Origin of the sequence: Paenibacillus sp. FSL H7-0756, from assembly GCF_038006765.1 — a bacterium.
Classification (GTDB): domain Bacteria; phylum Bacillota; class Bacilli; order Paenibacillales; family Paenibacillaceae; genus Paenibacillus_AQ.
This window is the reverse complement of sequence record NZ_JBBOVT010000002.1, coordinates 2,144,058-2,161,784: the sequence shown is the minus strand read 5'-3', so window position 1 is coordinate 2,161,784 and position 17,727 is coordinate 2,144,058. Positions and strand designations below refer to the sequence as shown.

General features: G+C 48.7%; 7 protein-coding genes and 1 pseudogene. All 8 read left to right on the top strand.

Features of this window, described 5'->3' with window-relative positions:
• A pseudogene (locus NST04_RS25950) lies at nt 1–922 on the top strand (hypothetical protein); the annotation flags it as partial.
• 15 nt (nt 923–937) lie between these two features.
• Nucleotides 938–1,429, top strand: coding sequence for an Imm6 family immunity protein (locus tag NST04_RS25945; protein WP_341186778.1), 492 nt, complete (start codon nt 938–940; stop codon nt 1,427–1,429).
• 92 nt (nt 1,430–1,521) lie between these two features.
• The gene (locus NST04_RS25940; RefSeq protein ID WP_341186777.1) at nt 1,522–1,998 is read left to right on the top strand and encodes an SMI1/KNR4 family protein; all 477 of its coding nucleotides are present in this window, start codon (nt 1,522–1,524) and stop codon (nt 1,996–1,998) included.
• Between the two features lie 201 nt (nt 1,999–2,199).
• On the top strand, nt 2,200–2,445 hold the full coding sequence (locus tag NST04_RS25935) for a hypothetical protein (protein WP_341186776.1): 246 nt from the start codon (nt 2,200–2,202) through the stop codon (nt 2,443–2,445).
• Nucleotides 2,446–2,661: 216 nt separating this feature from the next.
• Nucleotides 2,662–2,934 carry a hypothetical protein gene (locus NST04_RS25930; protein WP_341186775.1) on the top strand — a complete coding sequence of 91 codons (273 nt, stop codon included), beginning with the start codon at nt 2,662–2,664 and terminating at the stop codon, nt 2,932–2,934.
• Between the two features lie 643 nt (nt 2,935–3,577).
• Nucleotides 3,578–3,988 (top strand): DUF4279 domain-containing protein, encoded by a 411-nt coding sequence (locus tag NST04_RS25925; RefSeq protein WP_341186774.1) that lies wholly within the window; start codon nt 3,578–3,580, stop codon nt 3,986–3,988.
• A gap of 430 nt (nt 3,989–4,418) precedes the next feature.
• The gene (locus tag NST04_RS25920) at nt 4,419–9,872 is read left to right on the top strand and encodes a hypothetical protein (RefSeq protein WP_341186773.1); all 5,454 of its coding nucleotides are present in this window, start codon (nt 4,419–4,421) and stop codon (nt 9,870–9,872) included.
• A 27-nt stretch (nt 9,873–9,899) separates the two neighbouring features.
• A complete protein-coding gene (locus NST04_RS25915; RefSeq protein WP_341186772.1) occupies nt 9,900–17,672 on the top strand; it encodes an S-layer homology domain-containing protein in 7,773 nt (2,590 codons plus the stop codon).
• Nucleotides 17,673–17,727: the final 55 nt, after the last annotated feature.

The window sequence follows — 17,727 nt, the reverse complement described above, 5'->3', positions numbered from 1 at the left end:
CAAGTTCGCATTCGACTTCGTCATTGACCCGGAGAAGACGACCCAGGAGACGATCGACAAGGTGAACTATCTCGTCAATCACCCCGAAGTTCTGGTGGATGCAGCCAAAGCCATGTATCATAATTTCAATGAAGGCACCCCGGAGCAAAAAGCCGAAATGCTCGGCAACGCCGCTTCCATCCTCGTCCCGGGCGTACCTATCGCCAAGAGCGGCGTGGTCGGCAAGCTGGCTGACGCGGTAATGGACCCGCTGACCGATGCGTTGAAGAAAGTGCCGGATGCTTTGGAAAACTGGAATTTTCCAGGGATGAACCCTTACCCGAACCGGTTGATCCCAGCAACGCCGGGCGGCCCGGGCCCGGTGGAAGTGCCGGGGCAGGTGTGGCGGAGTGAGGGTATGGGGAAACCTAAGGTCCAACTTGGCAAAGAAGATTTGGGTGATTTAAGAAAAAAATGGAATGTCCCAGAGACTGAAACCATCGCCATTGGTAAGACGGATGTAAAAGGTCTTGAAGATTTGATTTTCGAAGGTGGCTCGCCTATGGTTAGAAAGGAAGCAGGGCTATCAGATTTAGATGAAATCATGCCAGACAGACCGATACAAGCTCCGAGGAAAAGTCCACAATTTACGAGGCATGCCGAAGAAGGAGTAATAAATGATTTCGTTGGCGCAGTTGAAAAAGCTGGGCTTAAGCCAGAAGAAGTTAGAGGGACCTTCTATATCCATCAATCCAACAGTAAAGGTGTATGTACAGCTTGTATACAGGGGATTTCAAATCCTAATGTTAAGCCGGGGATATTTATGCAGTTGTCGCAGAAGTATCCAAATCTTATTATTAAAGTGACCTCAGAGGTTGAAGAAGGCATAAAATTGGCTGGTAAATTAAAGTTCACCCTTAAAGGTGGAAAACTAATCGATTAAAGGGAGGTACTTACTTTGAATAATTGGTCTATATTACCGATTGATAAGAAAATAGTATTTTACTTAGGACTAAGTGAGTTTATTGTTCAATCGTTAAGTGACAACAGTTTTTTTGAGGATGCTCGAAATGCTTTAGATATTTGTTGGAGATGGTTTGAATCAAAAATACCTACTGGGGATGAAATATACACGTTATTAGATGATGGAACAGAGTTCGGGGGATTATTTATAGACATGCAAATGGATGAAAATGAAGAAAATGAAGCGAAATGGGATTGCATTGTAGATGCTGTCTCTTTTGTGAACAAACAAGCATATATTCTTGAAGGTGCAAGATACTTACCTGCCCCGATTGAAAATGTAGATGATGAATTAATTATTCACTTCATAGACCGATTCCATAGTATTAATCCAGAGAATAAGGATATTGCGGAAGACTTTTTTGGACATGTACTGAATACGGATAATTACACTAAAGAAGGTATGGTGACTTATTTTAATAAGTGATGGAAGTAAGCGAGAATACTCAATGATCTGTGGAGCGGACGGCAGGTATGTGGGCTGACGCTCCGAGATAATATTTTTTAGGAGGTAGAGACATGGAAGTTAAGGATGAAACTATAATATATCCATTGCCGGATGATGTTCTGCTGACTGAAAAAGAAAATAAGTGGAGAATTAAATTGCCGGATGAATATAAAGAATTTATTAAAAAATTTAATGGTGCTTCTCCTGTAAAAGATAGTTTTAAGTGTAACAACCATAGTTATGCCATTGATAGGTTTTTATGTATCTTGAAGGTAACCGGGGAGAGAGATGATGAATTCTACGATATAGGAGTAGTTAGAACCCAGTTAGATGAGAGAATTGTTGCAGACGAAAACTTAGTAGGTACTGAGTTATTACCAATAGCTGTTCTATTTGCAGGTGATTTTGTATGTTTAGACTATAGAAATACTGATAAAACAGAGCCATCTGTTTGCGTTTGGAATCATGAAGAATCTTCAGATTTAGACCCTGTAACTTATTTTACAAGTAATAGCTTTGATGAGTTTTTAAATATATTAACCGAATAATGAACCCAATATTTAACCAATAACAAAATAACCTATGTAATCCATTTCATTGAACAGGTTGATTATGGTAAGATACCACCGTAATTGACCTGTTCTTTTGTTATTTTGTTTACTTACCGATTTTTCAAAATTTTTTGTAACTCTAATATACATCGCTTATCTATAAATTGTCCGCAAAAAAAATTCGAAAGGGGCGTGGACTTGAAGGAATGGGAATTTAACGAATTGACTGAATATGTTGCCGAGGTCTTTAATCATTCAATTGACGATGGCCTAAAAGCTGTGCAAGCAGGAGGACGATGTTTGTATGAGGTAGTTGATAAGATCATTAAGTCTTTTGATTTTGATAATTTTGTTGATGAGCTAGGAATTACCGATGCTAAGGACTTAAGTCTTCGTATAGATTCACTAAAAACAAAAATGCAAAATGTTCAGGTTATTGGTTGAAATATATGACCAAGGTTGCGGGCTACCCAGGTGTATAAATGAAACAACTCATTCAACGTGCTTTGGATTATGATTGTGTATTGGAATCTAACGAGGATACACCTATAAGGATGCGTAGAGATAAGATGATTATGGTTAATGGCAAAAAACTAATGGGGACGCAGCGGTTTTCTTTTCAGCGAGCAAGTTGAGTGTGCAGGAGGGGAACATAGGTTTATGATGATCAAAAATCAATTGGAGTTTCCAACATGCATCACAACGGAGATCTACTGTCTTGATATTGTTTTAACTATGATGGATATTGCAAATATATCTGAAGATGAAGCTTTTCAAAGAATTAACTTGTACTGGAAAGGAATGGATCACACTTCTGAAGATCATATTGTATTTCATGAAGGTCCAGAGTACTGGGCCAAAACGATTTATTATGAACAAAGTAATTGGTGGAACTATAAACCAGAAGAGCTTACCCCAAAGAAAATAAAATAGTTGATGTAAAGAAGCAGCACAGAATTGATGATCTGGGGGCTGTTTTTTACTTTAATGAGAGAAAAAATAAATTTATAAATAGGAGGAGAACCCTATTTCGATATCGGCTTCAATAAGCATACGTTTGGGTGAGCGCTCTAGCTCCATTCTATCGCTAACCGATTTGTTCCAGAAATTCGAAAACGAAGGTTGGAGTTACATAAACAACAAAGGCGAGGTTGTCGTGCTGCCATTAGGAGATGATGGTGAATACAATTGGACTTCCTTTACGATAAATAAAGGCAACCTTTTTGAACTGTTCAAGGAAAAGCGGACAAGAAATGAGATTATCGGAATTGAGTTAATGCGGACAGATTCTGAGGTTGGCTGTGAGCTGCTTATTTTAATAAGAAGCAATTCATGTTTAGTCTATCGATAGCAAGAAAGAAAATGATAATAAAAGATGATACCGACATCACTGATTTTAGCTGGTATCTGGACAGAATATTACCCGTCTTCAGAGGTCTGCAGGTTGAACAGATAAGCTGTGAGCAATTGCTCTGATAAACTTCATTTTTCAATGGGGGAAAGACGAGGAAGAGGATCTTAAGAAAGCTTTTCAAACCTTTGGTATTCGTCTGGAGAATTTGCAAGATAACAGGTGGTGAGCTATGTGAAAGGAAGTTTCTCGTTCATCGTTCGTGGTGATAACTTAGATTTTGACGGGATCAGTACCAAGTTACACTTGTCACCAACTTCTACTATTAGAAAAGGGCAACCTGTCAGAATAGGAGGGAGTTCGATAGCTCATTATGACATATGGAAATTAGAGATAGAGCTATCAGAGCAAAGTGAACCGGAAGATATTCTTGAACTTCTTCTTCAGCAATTAACTCCGAACTTAAAAACAATTACTGAAATGATAGATGAGTATGACGAAGTAAGGATCAATTGTTTTATGAGATCAGATTATGGTCAGATGGGTTTTGCACTTTCAAATGAAATGCTTACAAAGTTAACAGTTTTAGGAGTCGGTATGGCTTTTCATATATTATCATTTGGTATGGTAGAGTAACTTGTCGAAACCCATAACAAAGGTAACCAATTCTCAACCGCAACTGAGCCACTCTCAGTGCGGTTTTTTTTGTTTTCAGACATTTGCTCATAAAAATTCAGGACTTTTTTCGTTTTTCGAGTGTATTAACCCTATTTCGGGGCGTTTGACGCAGCTTTTGTCGAGATTTGTTAAGAGTTTGTTTAGAGCCGCCTGATAGAATAAACGCAGATATGAAAAAATAGGTAGTTTTTGACGAGTATTTTTGTCCACGGGAGGGCAGGTCGAAAGGAAAATGCGGAAGCATAGGGAGTGAATCTTAGACTACAGCGAAGCTTGCTGCACGCCGGACAGGAAATGATGAACGAATAAGGGGGAGCACCAATTGTTAATGAGCAGGAGATTGAAGAGATATACCTCGCTAAGCTTGATTCTTAGTATGTTGTTATCATTGATACCCAGTTCCTTTAGCGGACTGGCTGAGGCTGCGGGGAATGATTATGAGGTCACGTTTCCGAATGGACAACATGTCGGAAACCTAAGCTACCCTGCGGATAATACGTTTCTCAACTTTTATAGTAAGGTGGATGGGTTCGAGCAAACGGAGTCAGACAAAGATGCCCAGTATGATTGGGCCAAGGGAGATATCTTTGCAGGTGTAAATGATGAGAAAGCGACAGTTTCGTTTGAAGTTAAAGTAGCCAATAATCCCATTCTGAAGAATATGGCGCTGAGCGGACATGCGGAGATGCTTACAGGGTTCGCCGTGCTGCGGCGTCACTCCGGGGTCTTCTGGACGCGTCATTCGGCAATAGAGGTTAGCATCGACGGACGGAAGATTATCGATGAAAAAACTGGCAGCAGTCAGCGGTATAATAAGTCGGCCAAAGCCATCATCAAGCCTGATTCTGTAATTAGAATATGGGTGATGGGCGAAGGCGATGACGACGGTGAAGCAGCGGGTGTGCGCGGATTTTACCTCAAGTTCCAGGATCTCAAGCGTCCGGTGATTGATAACTATACCTTTACAGGCAATGGTGCAGAACGGCTCAACGAGAATATTAACCAGAAAGAGCTGTATGTCAAAAGAGATGAGAACATCACACTCAGCTACAACTTCAGCGAGCCGGTCAGACCGACTTCTGTAGTCAAAGACAGCTCTGACTATTTCCTGCGGCACAAGCTGTTTGTTAACGATCCGGGCACCGGACTTCCGGCAGCCGGAGAACAGCAGTATCTGCAGAATATAAGCTTTACCAAGGATACTTTAGATTCCTACCAGAAAAAAATTGCTTACAGATACACAGGAGTTCCTTTCCATAACAGCGGCAATCTGCCACTGAAACCGCTAATTACCGGGGGAACCACCGGCGGGGCGCAGATGGATCTGTCGCTGGATAATAAATTGAAAGAAGCCGTGCTTAGTGATGCGGCAGGCAATAAAGCGGTTGTCAATCTCAACACCGTGCCGAGCAGCGGCAGCAATGCCTGGCTGGACCGGAAAAGCGGGAACCCGTTTGACTTCGACCGGGGCGGCTTCCGCGTCATTGTCGATGCCGTGCGTCCGAAGTATTCCAAGACCGCGAACGGCATTCAGCCGGAGATTCTGACGGGAGTTACGCTCAATAAGGGAGATGTCATTGACTTCACCCTGCAGATGACGGAAGAGGCGATTGCCAAAACCGGCTGGGACGAGAAGAAAACCTTCATCCTCTTCAATAACGGAATGAAAGCCTATTATGTTGCAGGCCGGAATACACCGAATTGGAGCTTCCGCATGACCGTGCCTGATGGCAAAACGGTGGAAACCCCGCTCCTCAAGGCTGTAGCTATATCTAATGATGCCAAGGGCGGCAGCGAGCCGATCCAGATGGATACCGATGTTATCCAGGATTACGCAGGGAACCTGATGATTCAGCCTGCGAACTTCGATGGAATCCATGAAGAGAAGATCAATCCTTACGGTAGTGACTTTTCACTCGCTAACTCCAAGATTGACTGGGCGAACTTGTTCATCGACAATACGGAGCCGGTGATCGGTTACCGGTTCGAGACTGGCGGCGCTACTGATCAGGAATATGCCAAAAAAGGGAAGGTTACGATTGACGCCAACGATCCTTCCATTAAAGTGCCGCATCTTGATCCTACCGTTCCTGACCGTGGTACGGAACGGCCGAGCCGCGGAATCTACCGTCCTTCCAATATGAGTGCGGAAGCTTCTCCTTCCGTGGGTCTGGTGTACTACTGGTGGAGCCAGGATAAGGCTGATCCATTCGCCGGTGTAGCCGGAGATCATTATGCAGCGCTCAAGCGTTATGCTCTTTCAGCTAAGCAGCCGTCAGATGAGCTGTATCCGGGAGAATTCGAGAATATTGAGCTGTCTGTAGTGAATAACAAAACGAACCTGCTCGCCCCTCCGGCGGAAGCCTTCGAGGAAGGGAACAGCGGTGAGTGGTATCTGCATACGTGGACGGCTGATATGTCCTGGGATTCTGCCAGAGAATTGATGCAGTATGAGAAGAAAAAAGCTTACGTGGCGACCCATCAGGAGCTGTATGATGCCTGGAAAGCAGAGGCACCGGGTTCAGAGGCAGATAAGATCTTCTATGCTGACAATCAGGCGCTGGCAGCCGTTGGACAATACGGTGATCTGAGTGTCTGGCCGCTTAAAGATTTCAAGAATGACGATTCCAACTGGAAGCATGAAGTAGGTGTCCTGAAGCTGGACAACCAGGGACCTGCCATTACATTGGCCGGAGAGGATACCGCTACGGTACAGGCTCTGGTGAAGGACCCGCATAGCGGAGTAAGCAGCGTGCAGTATCAATGGGTGAAGGACGGGGATTTCCCGGCCAGCGGGAAGTGGGCGGATGCGCCATATACCGGTTCGACCGTAACCCGGTCTACCTATGAGGATATTGATGAGGACGGCTCGTACTGGCTCTATCTGAAGGCACTGGATAAAGCGGGCAATGAGACGATCAAGACACCGCAGGAAAGAGCGGTGGTTGTAAGTTCTGAGGCGGCTATTCCGACAGAGTTCACACCGGAAGCCAATCCTAACTATGTGAAAAGTCATGATGTTACGTTCCGGATCAGCGGTGTGCATCCGGATTATGTGGGCTATGCCATCAGCGACAGCTCTCTTCGTCCAGATAATGATAGTAAATTTACCGGACTGGAGGTCTCCAAGTCATCCGGCATGTCCCCACTGTCTGAGAAAAGCTTAATTGAAGACGGATCGGAACCGGAAGCGTCTGGTGCTCCTACAGAGCCAAGTCCTCCGGCCACACCGGAAGTTACAGCAAGCATCGGGCCGGTGGCCCTTATGAAATTCCTGTCCTCCGGGCCAGAAGCGCCTTCACTGACGCCGCTTGAACCGGAAGAGACACCGGCACCGGATAACAGTGCTGAGCCTTCAGTGACACCAGAAGTCAGCCCCGATGCCAAGCTGGCAGCCAAGGGCCTTGGCGCTTCTGTAAGTGAAGCCACTTACAGCTATGACATTCCTGCTGCTAAAACAGTATTGAACGGAACGCAATACATTCATCTGATGGTGAAGCACAGCGACAAAACGTACTACTATTCGAAGGCTTATTATTTTGACAATGAAGCACCGGTAGTGTATTTCAGCCCTGATAGTGTTGCATACCCGCTGCCGCTGCAGAAGACGAAGATTAGTGTGTCAGAGTTCTACAGCAAAACAGGACTGGTCAGCAAGTATCAATGGGTCAGACAAGATGCAGGTGCAAAAGTGCCTGACGAGTCTTCCACAGAATGGAAAGACGTCCCGGCAGGCGGCTCGGTATCCATTGACGACAACTCGCTGAAATCGGGAGAAATCTCTGAGTTCCGCTTATATGTACTCGCGGTTGACGGAGCTGGCAACAGCACGATCAAGGCAAGTGCAGGAACCTTCAAGGTCTCGGCAACGACCAAGCCGGATGCGCCGGTGTCGGATGCCAAGTCTTCTCTAATCTATCTGTCCGGTGATACAGTGGACGGCTACACGGCCATTGTGAAGCTTAGCCTCGAAACAGAGGACAAGACCGGTTATGAATATTCAGTGTCACCGGATAACGGTGTGAGCTGGCTGAACTGGAAGCCTTACACCAACTTCGTAGCCGTGAAGGTTCCGACGAGTAAGCCTGAGGAGGTTCAGGTATGGGTCAAGTACAGAACGCCTGGCGGTCTCATCAGCAAAGCGGCCAAGCTTGATATCGATGGAGCGTCCACCAGCCTGCAGCCGGTCTATGCGCTTGCTTCACTCAGCGTGAACAGCCCAGTCAATGCCAAGGTGGGTGCAGACATTGAGATCACGGTCCCGCCGGGTATCCGCGTCATGCCATCGAAGATTAATCCCTCGGTACCTGTGCGGACAGGGAATTCATTCAAGATCTATGAGAATGGCTACTACAGCTTCGATCTGACCGATCTTAGTGATCCGGACCGGACAGATATTCTGTATCTGGTCGTGAAGAATATTGACGGTACTGCTCCCGAAGGGACCATTGAATATTCATACATGGAGAGCACGAACGGTAATGTGGTTGCCCTTCTTCAGAGCACCTCTGAGCCGGTGACGGTTGTGAACAATGGCGGCAAGACGGCCTACACCTTCACGGAGAATGGCGAATTCGAATTTGAAATTAAGGATGCAGCCGGAAATATCAATAAGGTTAAAGCTACGGTTGCGAACATTAACAAGGAAGTGCCAAGGGTAAAAGTAGTCCGTTCCTACCAATATGGCGAGAATGGAAGCCAAACCTTCGGCACCCTGAAGGATAACAGCGGCAATGTGCTTTTCTCTACCGGGGTTACGGTTACGGTAGAAAAAGCAGATGCTTCGGCTAAAGCGTTCAACATTATCAGTGCCGATAAGAGCATTACACTCATGGAGAATGGAACGGCTTCATTCACTGTGACGGATGTGTACGGCAATACAACAGTTATTAAAGAGAAGGTAACCAATATCCTCTCTGCGCCGCCGGTACCGGACAAAGTGTCCTATACCTTTGTAGATGCCGAAGGCAAAGCGGTTCCGGCCGATCAGATTGTGACCATCAGCGGACAGAAAGTTGCCAAAGGCAAATTGAAGGTTACGCTTAGCGGCACAGTTGCTGCCCCTAACCACATGTTCTCAGGCGTAAGACCTATTTCAGACGGAGCCGCCTATACGAACCAGATCAGTAAAGCGGATGGAACGTACAGCTACTCGCGTGCTTTTGAGAGCAGCGGTTCAGCGGTCATTGCCATCTCAGATCTGCTGGGCAATGTGAACAAGGTTCCGGTAACCATTGCCGGACTTGATAACACGGCACCTGAGCTGACACTGAACAAGGAAACCGTAGGGATTGTCCAGAACAAGAAGGACTTTAACTTCCGCACCGATCTCGGGGGCTTCACCGTTTCCGATAATGTGTCGGCTGAAGCTAACGTGAAAGTATCGGTCAGCGGACTGGATCTGAGCAAGCTTGGACGTCAGCGCGTTACGTATACAGCGGTTGACCAGGTAGGCAATAAGACGGTGGTCTATCAGGATGTGGTAGTCGTGAAGGACGGCGGATTGCTGGTGTTCGGTAACGATACCTTAATCTCGGCTTCATCCGGCGAATCCGCATTGTTCAATACCAACACCATTACCTTCAAGGTATCCGGCTTCAACCTGATGAAGGTAGGCGGAGTAGACAAGGTCAATCAGGCAGGAACGTTCGACATTCTGTATTACCCTGGTCTGTACCGCGAAGGACAGCTGAAGCTGGTGAAGCAGAAGCTGACTTATGCTGAGCTGGTGAGCAGTAATTTCAAGGTCACCTTCCCGAAAACAGGCTGGTACACCATTGTGGTGAGAACCCAGGAGCGGGACCGCGAATTTGCTACCTTCTTTGTCGGCAATCTGAAATAGTTGAAACAAGAACAGGGGGAATACTTGGTGAAGTTGTTGAAACGCACAGTAGCGGTAATGCTCACCTTAATTATGGTATTTCTGTCCACCTCCGAGAGCTTCCATGCTCTCGTTGAGGCGGCCAGCAGTACCAAGACAACCATGATCCAGAATGAGTTTATTAAGGTCACTGTGGATAACGAAACAGGCCGCTACGGTATTCGCACTGTAGAGGGTCAACCGATCCGCAAGAACGACAATAATGTTAATCTGCTGTTCCAGGGGGATGACCCGGAGACGTCGTTCACGACGTTCCGGATCGACGGAACGGATTATATTTACGGCAATAAATACAAGTTCGACAGCAGCCATTATTCAGAGACTACTGCACCTAAAGTGGTGGAGAATTCTAACGGCACCAAGCAGCTGGAGATGATCTGGAAGATGAAGGGCGTAGAGATCAAACAGATTCTGATGCTCTACACCGACAGCAAGGATGCTGTGAATTCCGGTAATGTCAATATCCGCTATGAAGTGAATAACAAGAGCGGGGCGCAGGTGCAGATCGGCAGCCGGATTCTGCTGGATACGATGGTCGGCGGTAACGACGGACCACAGTTCCAGATTGGCACAGCCTACAAGTCCCCGCTGCAGGTAGAGCGGAAGCTGGTGCATAATCCGGAGGACGATCCGGGCATTCCTTTTGAGGATAGAGCTTACTTCAAGATTCCTGCTTATTGGGTCATGCGCGACAAGCTGGATCTGACGAATCCTCAGGCAACCAATGTGGTAGCCTACGGTTTTAATAACTTTGCTGAACAGAATATTAATATTGTGGATGAGATGATCGTCGGGCACTGGAATGGCCTGGCGAATACGAAATGGGATTATAAAATACATCCCAACCTCGACTTCACCAGAGATACCAATGATTTCGGTACGGCGGATTCCGCCGTTGCCTTCTACTGGAACCCGGAGAAGCTGGCTCCTGGAGGCTTCCAGAGCTTCGAGACTGTATACGGGCTCGGTGAACTTACTGCACCGGATAAAGTATTCTCGATCCGCTATGTGGATCAGGTTCAGCAGTTAGCCACGGCTCCGCTGGAGCCAGGCGAGTCGGTGGCATCGAAGTATGAGGACAACGGAGTCTTCACGATTACAGCCGAAGTAGAGAACCTGCAGGCCTACAATATGGAGCACTCCAAGATTGAAGTGGAGATGACACTGGAGAGTGGTCTCAGCTTCGTCAGGCAGGATGAGCTGGGCCAGGATGTTAAGGATGCCAGTGGCAATCCGGTCCTGGAGAATTCCCGCAGCAAAATGCTGGAGTTCAAAAAATCAGCCACACCTGATGAAGCAGCGATGGGCATTGAGCCGAAGTACAAGCCGGGTGACGCGATTACCGCGACCTTCCGTGTTCAAGCCAAAGGCAGACCTTGGCCGGTTACCCGGGAGTATATGATCTCCGCGAGAAGCCCGGAAACACAAGGCAAAATCGAAGGTGTCAAGGATGAGGGCATCAAAGCCCAGTATGAATCGACCCGTACCAATTTCATTCTCCTGCCGCCGGTGGGAGAAGCAACAGCTACGTATTCCTACGCGCTGTCACCGGCGGAATTGTACAGCACTGATGTGAAATATCTGACGGTGAATCTGTCCAATATTGAAGCTTACAATACGGGCAATGCAACGACTGCTCCGAACTTTGACCTGTACCTCAAGAATAAGGCAGACGGTAACCGGTACAAAGTCAATGTTCAGGATGCAGTAGTGATGCAGCCGACCGATGACGGATTCTCCGGCGCCATGCGGATTACATACCGCGGCGGTGACCAGGTGGATTCAGGCGGCAATGTGCTGGAAGCCGGGCTTGGACCGGAATTGCCGCTCGGTGAATACCAGGTGGAGATTGATTACAAAGGCGATGCCGGCGGGGATGAGGAAGTCGCGGCTCTCTATGATATGACGACTCCGCAATCCTTCCTGGTCACCGATAATAATGACACGCGTATCCGTGAAGCCGGAGTAATGGCGGTATACAAGGAAGCTGTGGATATCAGCGGCCTTGCGAACGGTGCTTCTGTAAAGGATGAGCTGGTGGATCAGCTGAACTCTCTGTTCCCGAACAAGCCTTTCAAGGACGGTTCGTTCCTGTACAAGGCTGTTACCGAATATAAGAAAACCAAGGCATTGTTCGGCGCAGCGAGCAAAGCAGTTGATCCGAAATTCGATATCAGCGAATTCATGGATGATGAAGCGCTGAAGGAGACTCCAATGTATGCTTACAAGCTGTTTGCAACAGAAGAGGACTTTGAGGAATTCAAGGAAGAAGCGGAAGCCAAGGACCCGGAATTCGACCGTGAGATTCTGGTTACTGTCCGCGGTATGATCAAGCAGGTGGGCACAGGTGACGAAGAGCAGGTCATCGTGGATACCAAGACAGAACCGGCAATTATTAATGATGCTGTAGCTTATAAAGGTAAGGACCTGTCTTTTGTACGCGGTAAGCTGGATATCTTCGGAAACACCCTTCCTGGCGATCTGCCTTTCCTGGATACCCTGTTCATTAAGGGTGAAGGAACGCTGAGCGTAGCGAGCAGCGGGTTCGTGTTCCATAAGGGCGAATGGACGCTCGACTTCTTCAACGGCTTCAACAAGTCGCTTGGAGAAGAGGACTTCGATCCTAAGGAGAAGGAAGACGATGATGATAAAGGCAAAGATGACGATAAGAAAGAAGAGAAAGGCAATGACGGCAATCCGGAAGACGACAGCCAGAACGGCAGTCTGAAATGGGCCGTCGGCGGCGTGGGCGACAGATTGAATCCGCTGCGCCAGGTTATGATTGAGGATGTGTACTTCAACAAGCAGTCTCTATTCGGAGCACCAAGCTTCTCCATTGACGGCTTTGGCTTCTCCTTCAATGACTTTATTCTTAGAGAGAATGGGATTTCCTTCGGCGGCTCGTTGTCCCTGAAGATCATTAACTCCGAGATCAAGAATGTCATCTTCAACAGTGCCGGCTTCTATGGCATCGATGCCTCTCTGGGCTTCGATCTCAATCAGGAGATGGGCTTGTTCGGACCGGATAAGAAGAAGGACGCGGACAAGAAAAAAGGTCCGGATGCTCCAAGCGGCAAGGTTACAATCAAGCATGCTGTGCAGGGCAACGGCGTAGGCAATGAATATGGCCTGGAGTTCGCGGCCCAGCTGAAGAATATGATGGGCGTGGAGATTGAATTCTCGCTCAAGAAGGTAAAAGACGGCCGGATTCTTCCGGATGTAATTGCCTTCGGGGCAGAGCTTCCGCAGCCGGGTATTCTGGTTACGGGTGCAACATACCTGACAGCAATACGGGGCGCTGTACGTGAACTGGCGGACACTATTGCCGGCGGCACGGCAGAAGATCCGTTCCCGCTGACGATTCAAGCAGGTGTGGGCATGCGGTTCGGGATCGCTCCGGCGTATTTCTTCGGAGATGTAGACCTTACGGTGAAGCGTACCGGGCTTAAGGTGGAAGGCAGGCTGGATTTCGCTGCCAAAGCCGATGCGGAGAAAGATGACCGGCTTCCGATGCTGACCAAAGCGCTGCTCGAAGCACAATGGGTAACCCCATGGTTCGTGCGCGTGGAAGCAGAGATGGATATCGGCGGATGGGATATCATCATCGGGAAGGCGGGTATCTTCGTCGGACAGAATTTGGAGAAGAACCGCACGGATTTTGAAGGCTATATCAGCTCCAAGGTGCAGATTCCGAACGATGTGCCGGTTGTCGGCGGCATGCCGCTGTCGAGTATGTTCCTTGGCGTCAACAATGACAAGGTCTGGGGCAGCATCGGTATTCTGTTAATCTCCTTAGGCATCACCTATTACTGGAGTGGAGGCATCGAATTCGGCACTTCGACCGATCAGCTGCCGGAAGGCATGATCCATCTGGTGGTGGATGATCCTGAGCTTGGACCGCGCCTGATGGTGATTGGTGCAGGGGTGCAGACGCTGGCCACATCCAAGGTAGCTACCGAGGATGAGAATCAGGAAATTATCTACCGTGAGGTAGAAGAGGGCGTCAAATATGTAGAGAACGGATCCATCAATGTCGGCGTAGGCGGCATTACGGTCAAGAACGGCGGCAGAATCCATGAGATTCCAATGGACGGCGTAGCCGGCAATGCCATCATTGAGATGGAGTACAGCAGCAAGGACATGCCGGAATTCAAGCTGCAGGATGCATCAGGTAAACTATATCCGGTGAAATTCGATAACACGAACACTGATCCTACGGCAAATGCTTTTACACAATATATTCCTGCAAGCTATAAAACGGACAATGGTTCCAAACTCAGCAGTGAAGTGGACATTCGCAGAGCATATATCATTATTCCTGAGAATGAAGCCACAAAGGGCGGCACTTGGAAGCTGACAGCCGTCTCGGCTGTTGATACCAAGCTGCTCAACGTTCCTACTCTGCCTACTCTGGGTGAAGTCAACCTGGCGAAGGACAGCTCGAATGCGAATAAGTTCACAGCCTCCTGGAAAGTGGCTAACGCAGCTGAAGGCGATACAGTCAATCTGTATCTGGCTGAGGATGCGGTGACGAACCGCAAGGAAATGCTGAATGGTCAAGAGATTCTGCAGACGGGTGATCCGGGTATGCTGATCGCCAAGGATGTACCGGTCGGCTCTGGCGGCTCGGTTAGCGGCGGAATTACGAGCGGCAGCAAAGTGATCGATGTCACCAATGTAACACTGATGGGCAATCCCGAGGATATCCGCGGGCTGCTCAGACAAGGCAATTACTACCTGCGTGCCGAACTGAAATCCAGCTCGAACTTCGGGACGAAGACTTCTCCGCAGCGTTTTGAGATCATTGATCCGCTGGCACCGCAGAGTGTCAGTGATGTCATTGTTGAGCCTGCCGGCAACGGATTGTTCTCACTCTCATTCAAGCCGGGAGCGAAGAAAGCGGGACAGAGCGGCTTCGAGCACAGCTATGTGGTCGATGCGAAGCTGGATGCTGAAGGCAAAGTGAGTGAATATGCTCCGTTTGGAGAGCTTTTGTATACCGAACAGGAGCTTAAGCCTTACTGGAATGCATCCACAGGCAAATACGAAGGTCTGTTGATCGGCGGCTGGAAGGCTGTCTCTACAACAGATGAAGTCTACAAGGGCAGCCTTGAAGGCTCAGTGATTGATTTGAGCAAGGTGAAATACGTCGGCTTGCAGGTGGATAAGAAGTACGTCATCGGCGTTACTTCCGCAACGGTTCCAACCGAGGATGCCGACAAGCATCAGAACTATCATTATGCCGAGCGGCGGGACAGCAGCAGCACCTTGCTGCCGACTCCGAAACTGCCGGATCTGACGGTATTGAGTTCATCGGGGACGGTAGATGCCTCCTCCGGGAACTACGTGAACCTGTTAACGAATGAAACGAAGCAGAAGCTGACGCTCTCTTCCAAACAGTCCGATGTGACGGTGGAAGCCTTCTATGCTGACAAATCTATCGCTACATTGGCCTTGACGAACAAGGCTGGCGGCGGAAGCGAAGGCATACTGAATCTCGACCAGTTCCAGACGGACGGGCCGTATGCGATTGAACTCAGGGCCAGAAATACGGCAACTAAGGATATTTCAGTAACCATGCTGTATCTGACGGTAGATACAATCGCACCGGTGCTGTATCTCACAGAGCCGGTAACGGGTGAACGGACGGCGAATGGTGAGATTCGTGTAGCAGGAACTACGACTACAGGAACCAAGCTGAGCGCAGTGTATACTGTGAGCCAGTTACAGCCGGACGGGAAATCCAAGGATGTTGAGATTTCTGCTCCGCTTACCGTGGACTCGTTAAACGGTGATTTCAACGGAACAGTGAAGATTAACTCGGCTGACCCTTCCGTAGCCCTCAATATTGTGGCTAAGGACGAAGCGGGCAATCAGAACACAGCAGTTGTGGATATTACGAATGCCGGCTTCAAAGTACCGGTTGCCCTGGTTCTGAAGGGAGCGGAGACGCTGACACCGGGTGCGGCAGGCCAAATCCAGGCTTATCTCAAGGTTTCGGATGGCAAGGATGACAATGGCAAGCCGAAATTCAAGGATGAGCCGGTAACCGGTAAGGATCTGGATAACCTGACTTATCAAGTTGCTGTAGGTGATGCGGTATCCCTGTCAGCCAAAGGCAATGTTACGGCACTTGCCACCGGCTCCAGCCTGATTGAGGCTGAGTATAAGGTATCCGAGGGTGTAACGCTTAAGGGCATGCTTGCGGCAACCGTAGCTGTTCCCGATCCCAAAAAATTAGGAACTGTGCAAGCCGTATCTTCTCCGATTAGCGGAGACAACAACCACACGAAGATTACGGTGACTTCGGCCGGAGATATGACTGGACAGCAGATCGCGTACAAGGTCTTCTCGTCAAGTCCTGAAGTCCTGAAGTATGAAGAAAATGTAAGCTCATGGAGTCTGCTTCCGCTCGATGGTATCGTATCCGCTCATCCGGGTGCTACCATTGTGCTGGCTAAGCGTACCTCAGTGGACAAGCTGGTTAAAGCTTCCGGCACTGTAGCAGCATCGGTCTGGACCAGCAGCGGTTCAGGCGGTGGTGGTGGCGGTGGCGGCGGAGGCGGTGGTGCCGTACCGGGAGTTGTTGAAGAACAAGCACCGGAACAGGCAGCCCAGATTACCGTCAACGGCCAGGCCGTAACAGCGGAGTGGGATGGACTTACAGCTATCGTCCGGATTACGGATAAAGAAGCTGTAGCAGGCAGTGACCTCACAGTAAGCTCCACCGATCCGAATGCCAAAGCATTCAGTATCCGTGTAGACCAGAGTGTGGTTCAGCAGCAGCTGACTGCGAAGAAGAAGATTGTGATTGAAGTTCCTATGGGCCAACTGGTCATTGCTCCTGAGAATCTTGCAGGTGTAACCGCCGGACTTACTATCGGCATTGGTGGTAATAGCACGGCTGACCAGCAGGCGATGAAGGCTATTGCCGATCAGCAAGGCTTCACGCTGATGGCGGCAGGCCAAGGTGTAACGGTGAACGTTAATCTGCCGAAGAGCAGCTGGACACCGGCGCTTGCAGCCAAGATCGCGATACCTGCGCCGCTTGCGGCCAAGGAAATTACGGCTATGGTGCTTAAGGATAAAGACGGCAACTGGACAACGGTACCGTGGAAGCTGGACGCAAGCGGCACCGCCGTGAATGTACAGCTGACCGGCGAAGGCAGCCTTTTCTTCATCCGCAACCAGAAGGCCTTCAAGGACATGCCTTCAGGCTGGGGTAAGGAAGGTATCGTTGCTGCTTCTTCCAAGCTGTTCGTGCTAGGGAAATCTGCGGAACTGTTCGATCCGGCAGGCAAAGTGACCCGGGCAGAATATCCAACCATTCTGCTGCGCGTTGCAGGTCTCATGAACAAGCAGGCAGCTTCGGCAGGCTTCAGTGATGTCAGCGCCAGCAGATGGTATAACCGCAGCGTCTCCATTGCCACAGAACTGGGTATTGTTACCGGACTTGAAGGCGGCAAATATGCGCCTAAGGATACGCTGACAAGAGTTGAAGCAATGACGATGCTCGGCAGATTGCTGAATCAGGTCAATCCGGGCAGTGAACTCAGCGAGGCCGAAGTCACTTCGATCCTCAGCGGCTTCACTGACAAGGGCAAGGTTCCGGCTTGGGCAAGACAAGCCGTAGCAATGAGCATTAAGAACGGCATTATTCTCGGGGAAGGCAACCAGGTGAACCCGTCAAGTCCGCTTACGCGTGAACAGGCGGCAGCCATTGCCATTCGGCTTGATCAGTTCATTACAGCCAAGCAATAACAAGGATGTGCCCGTTCGCTCGCAAGCGGGCGGGCACACTTCTCTGGGAAATCCT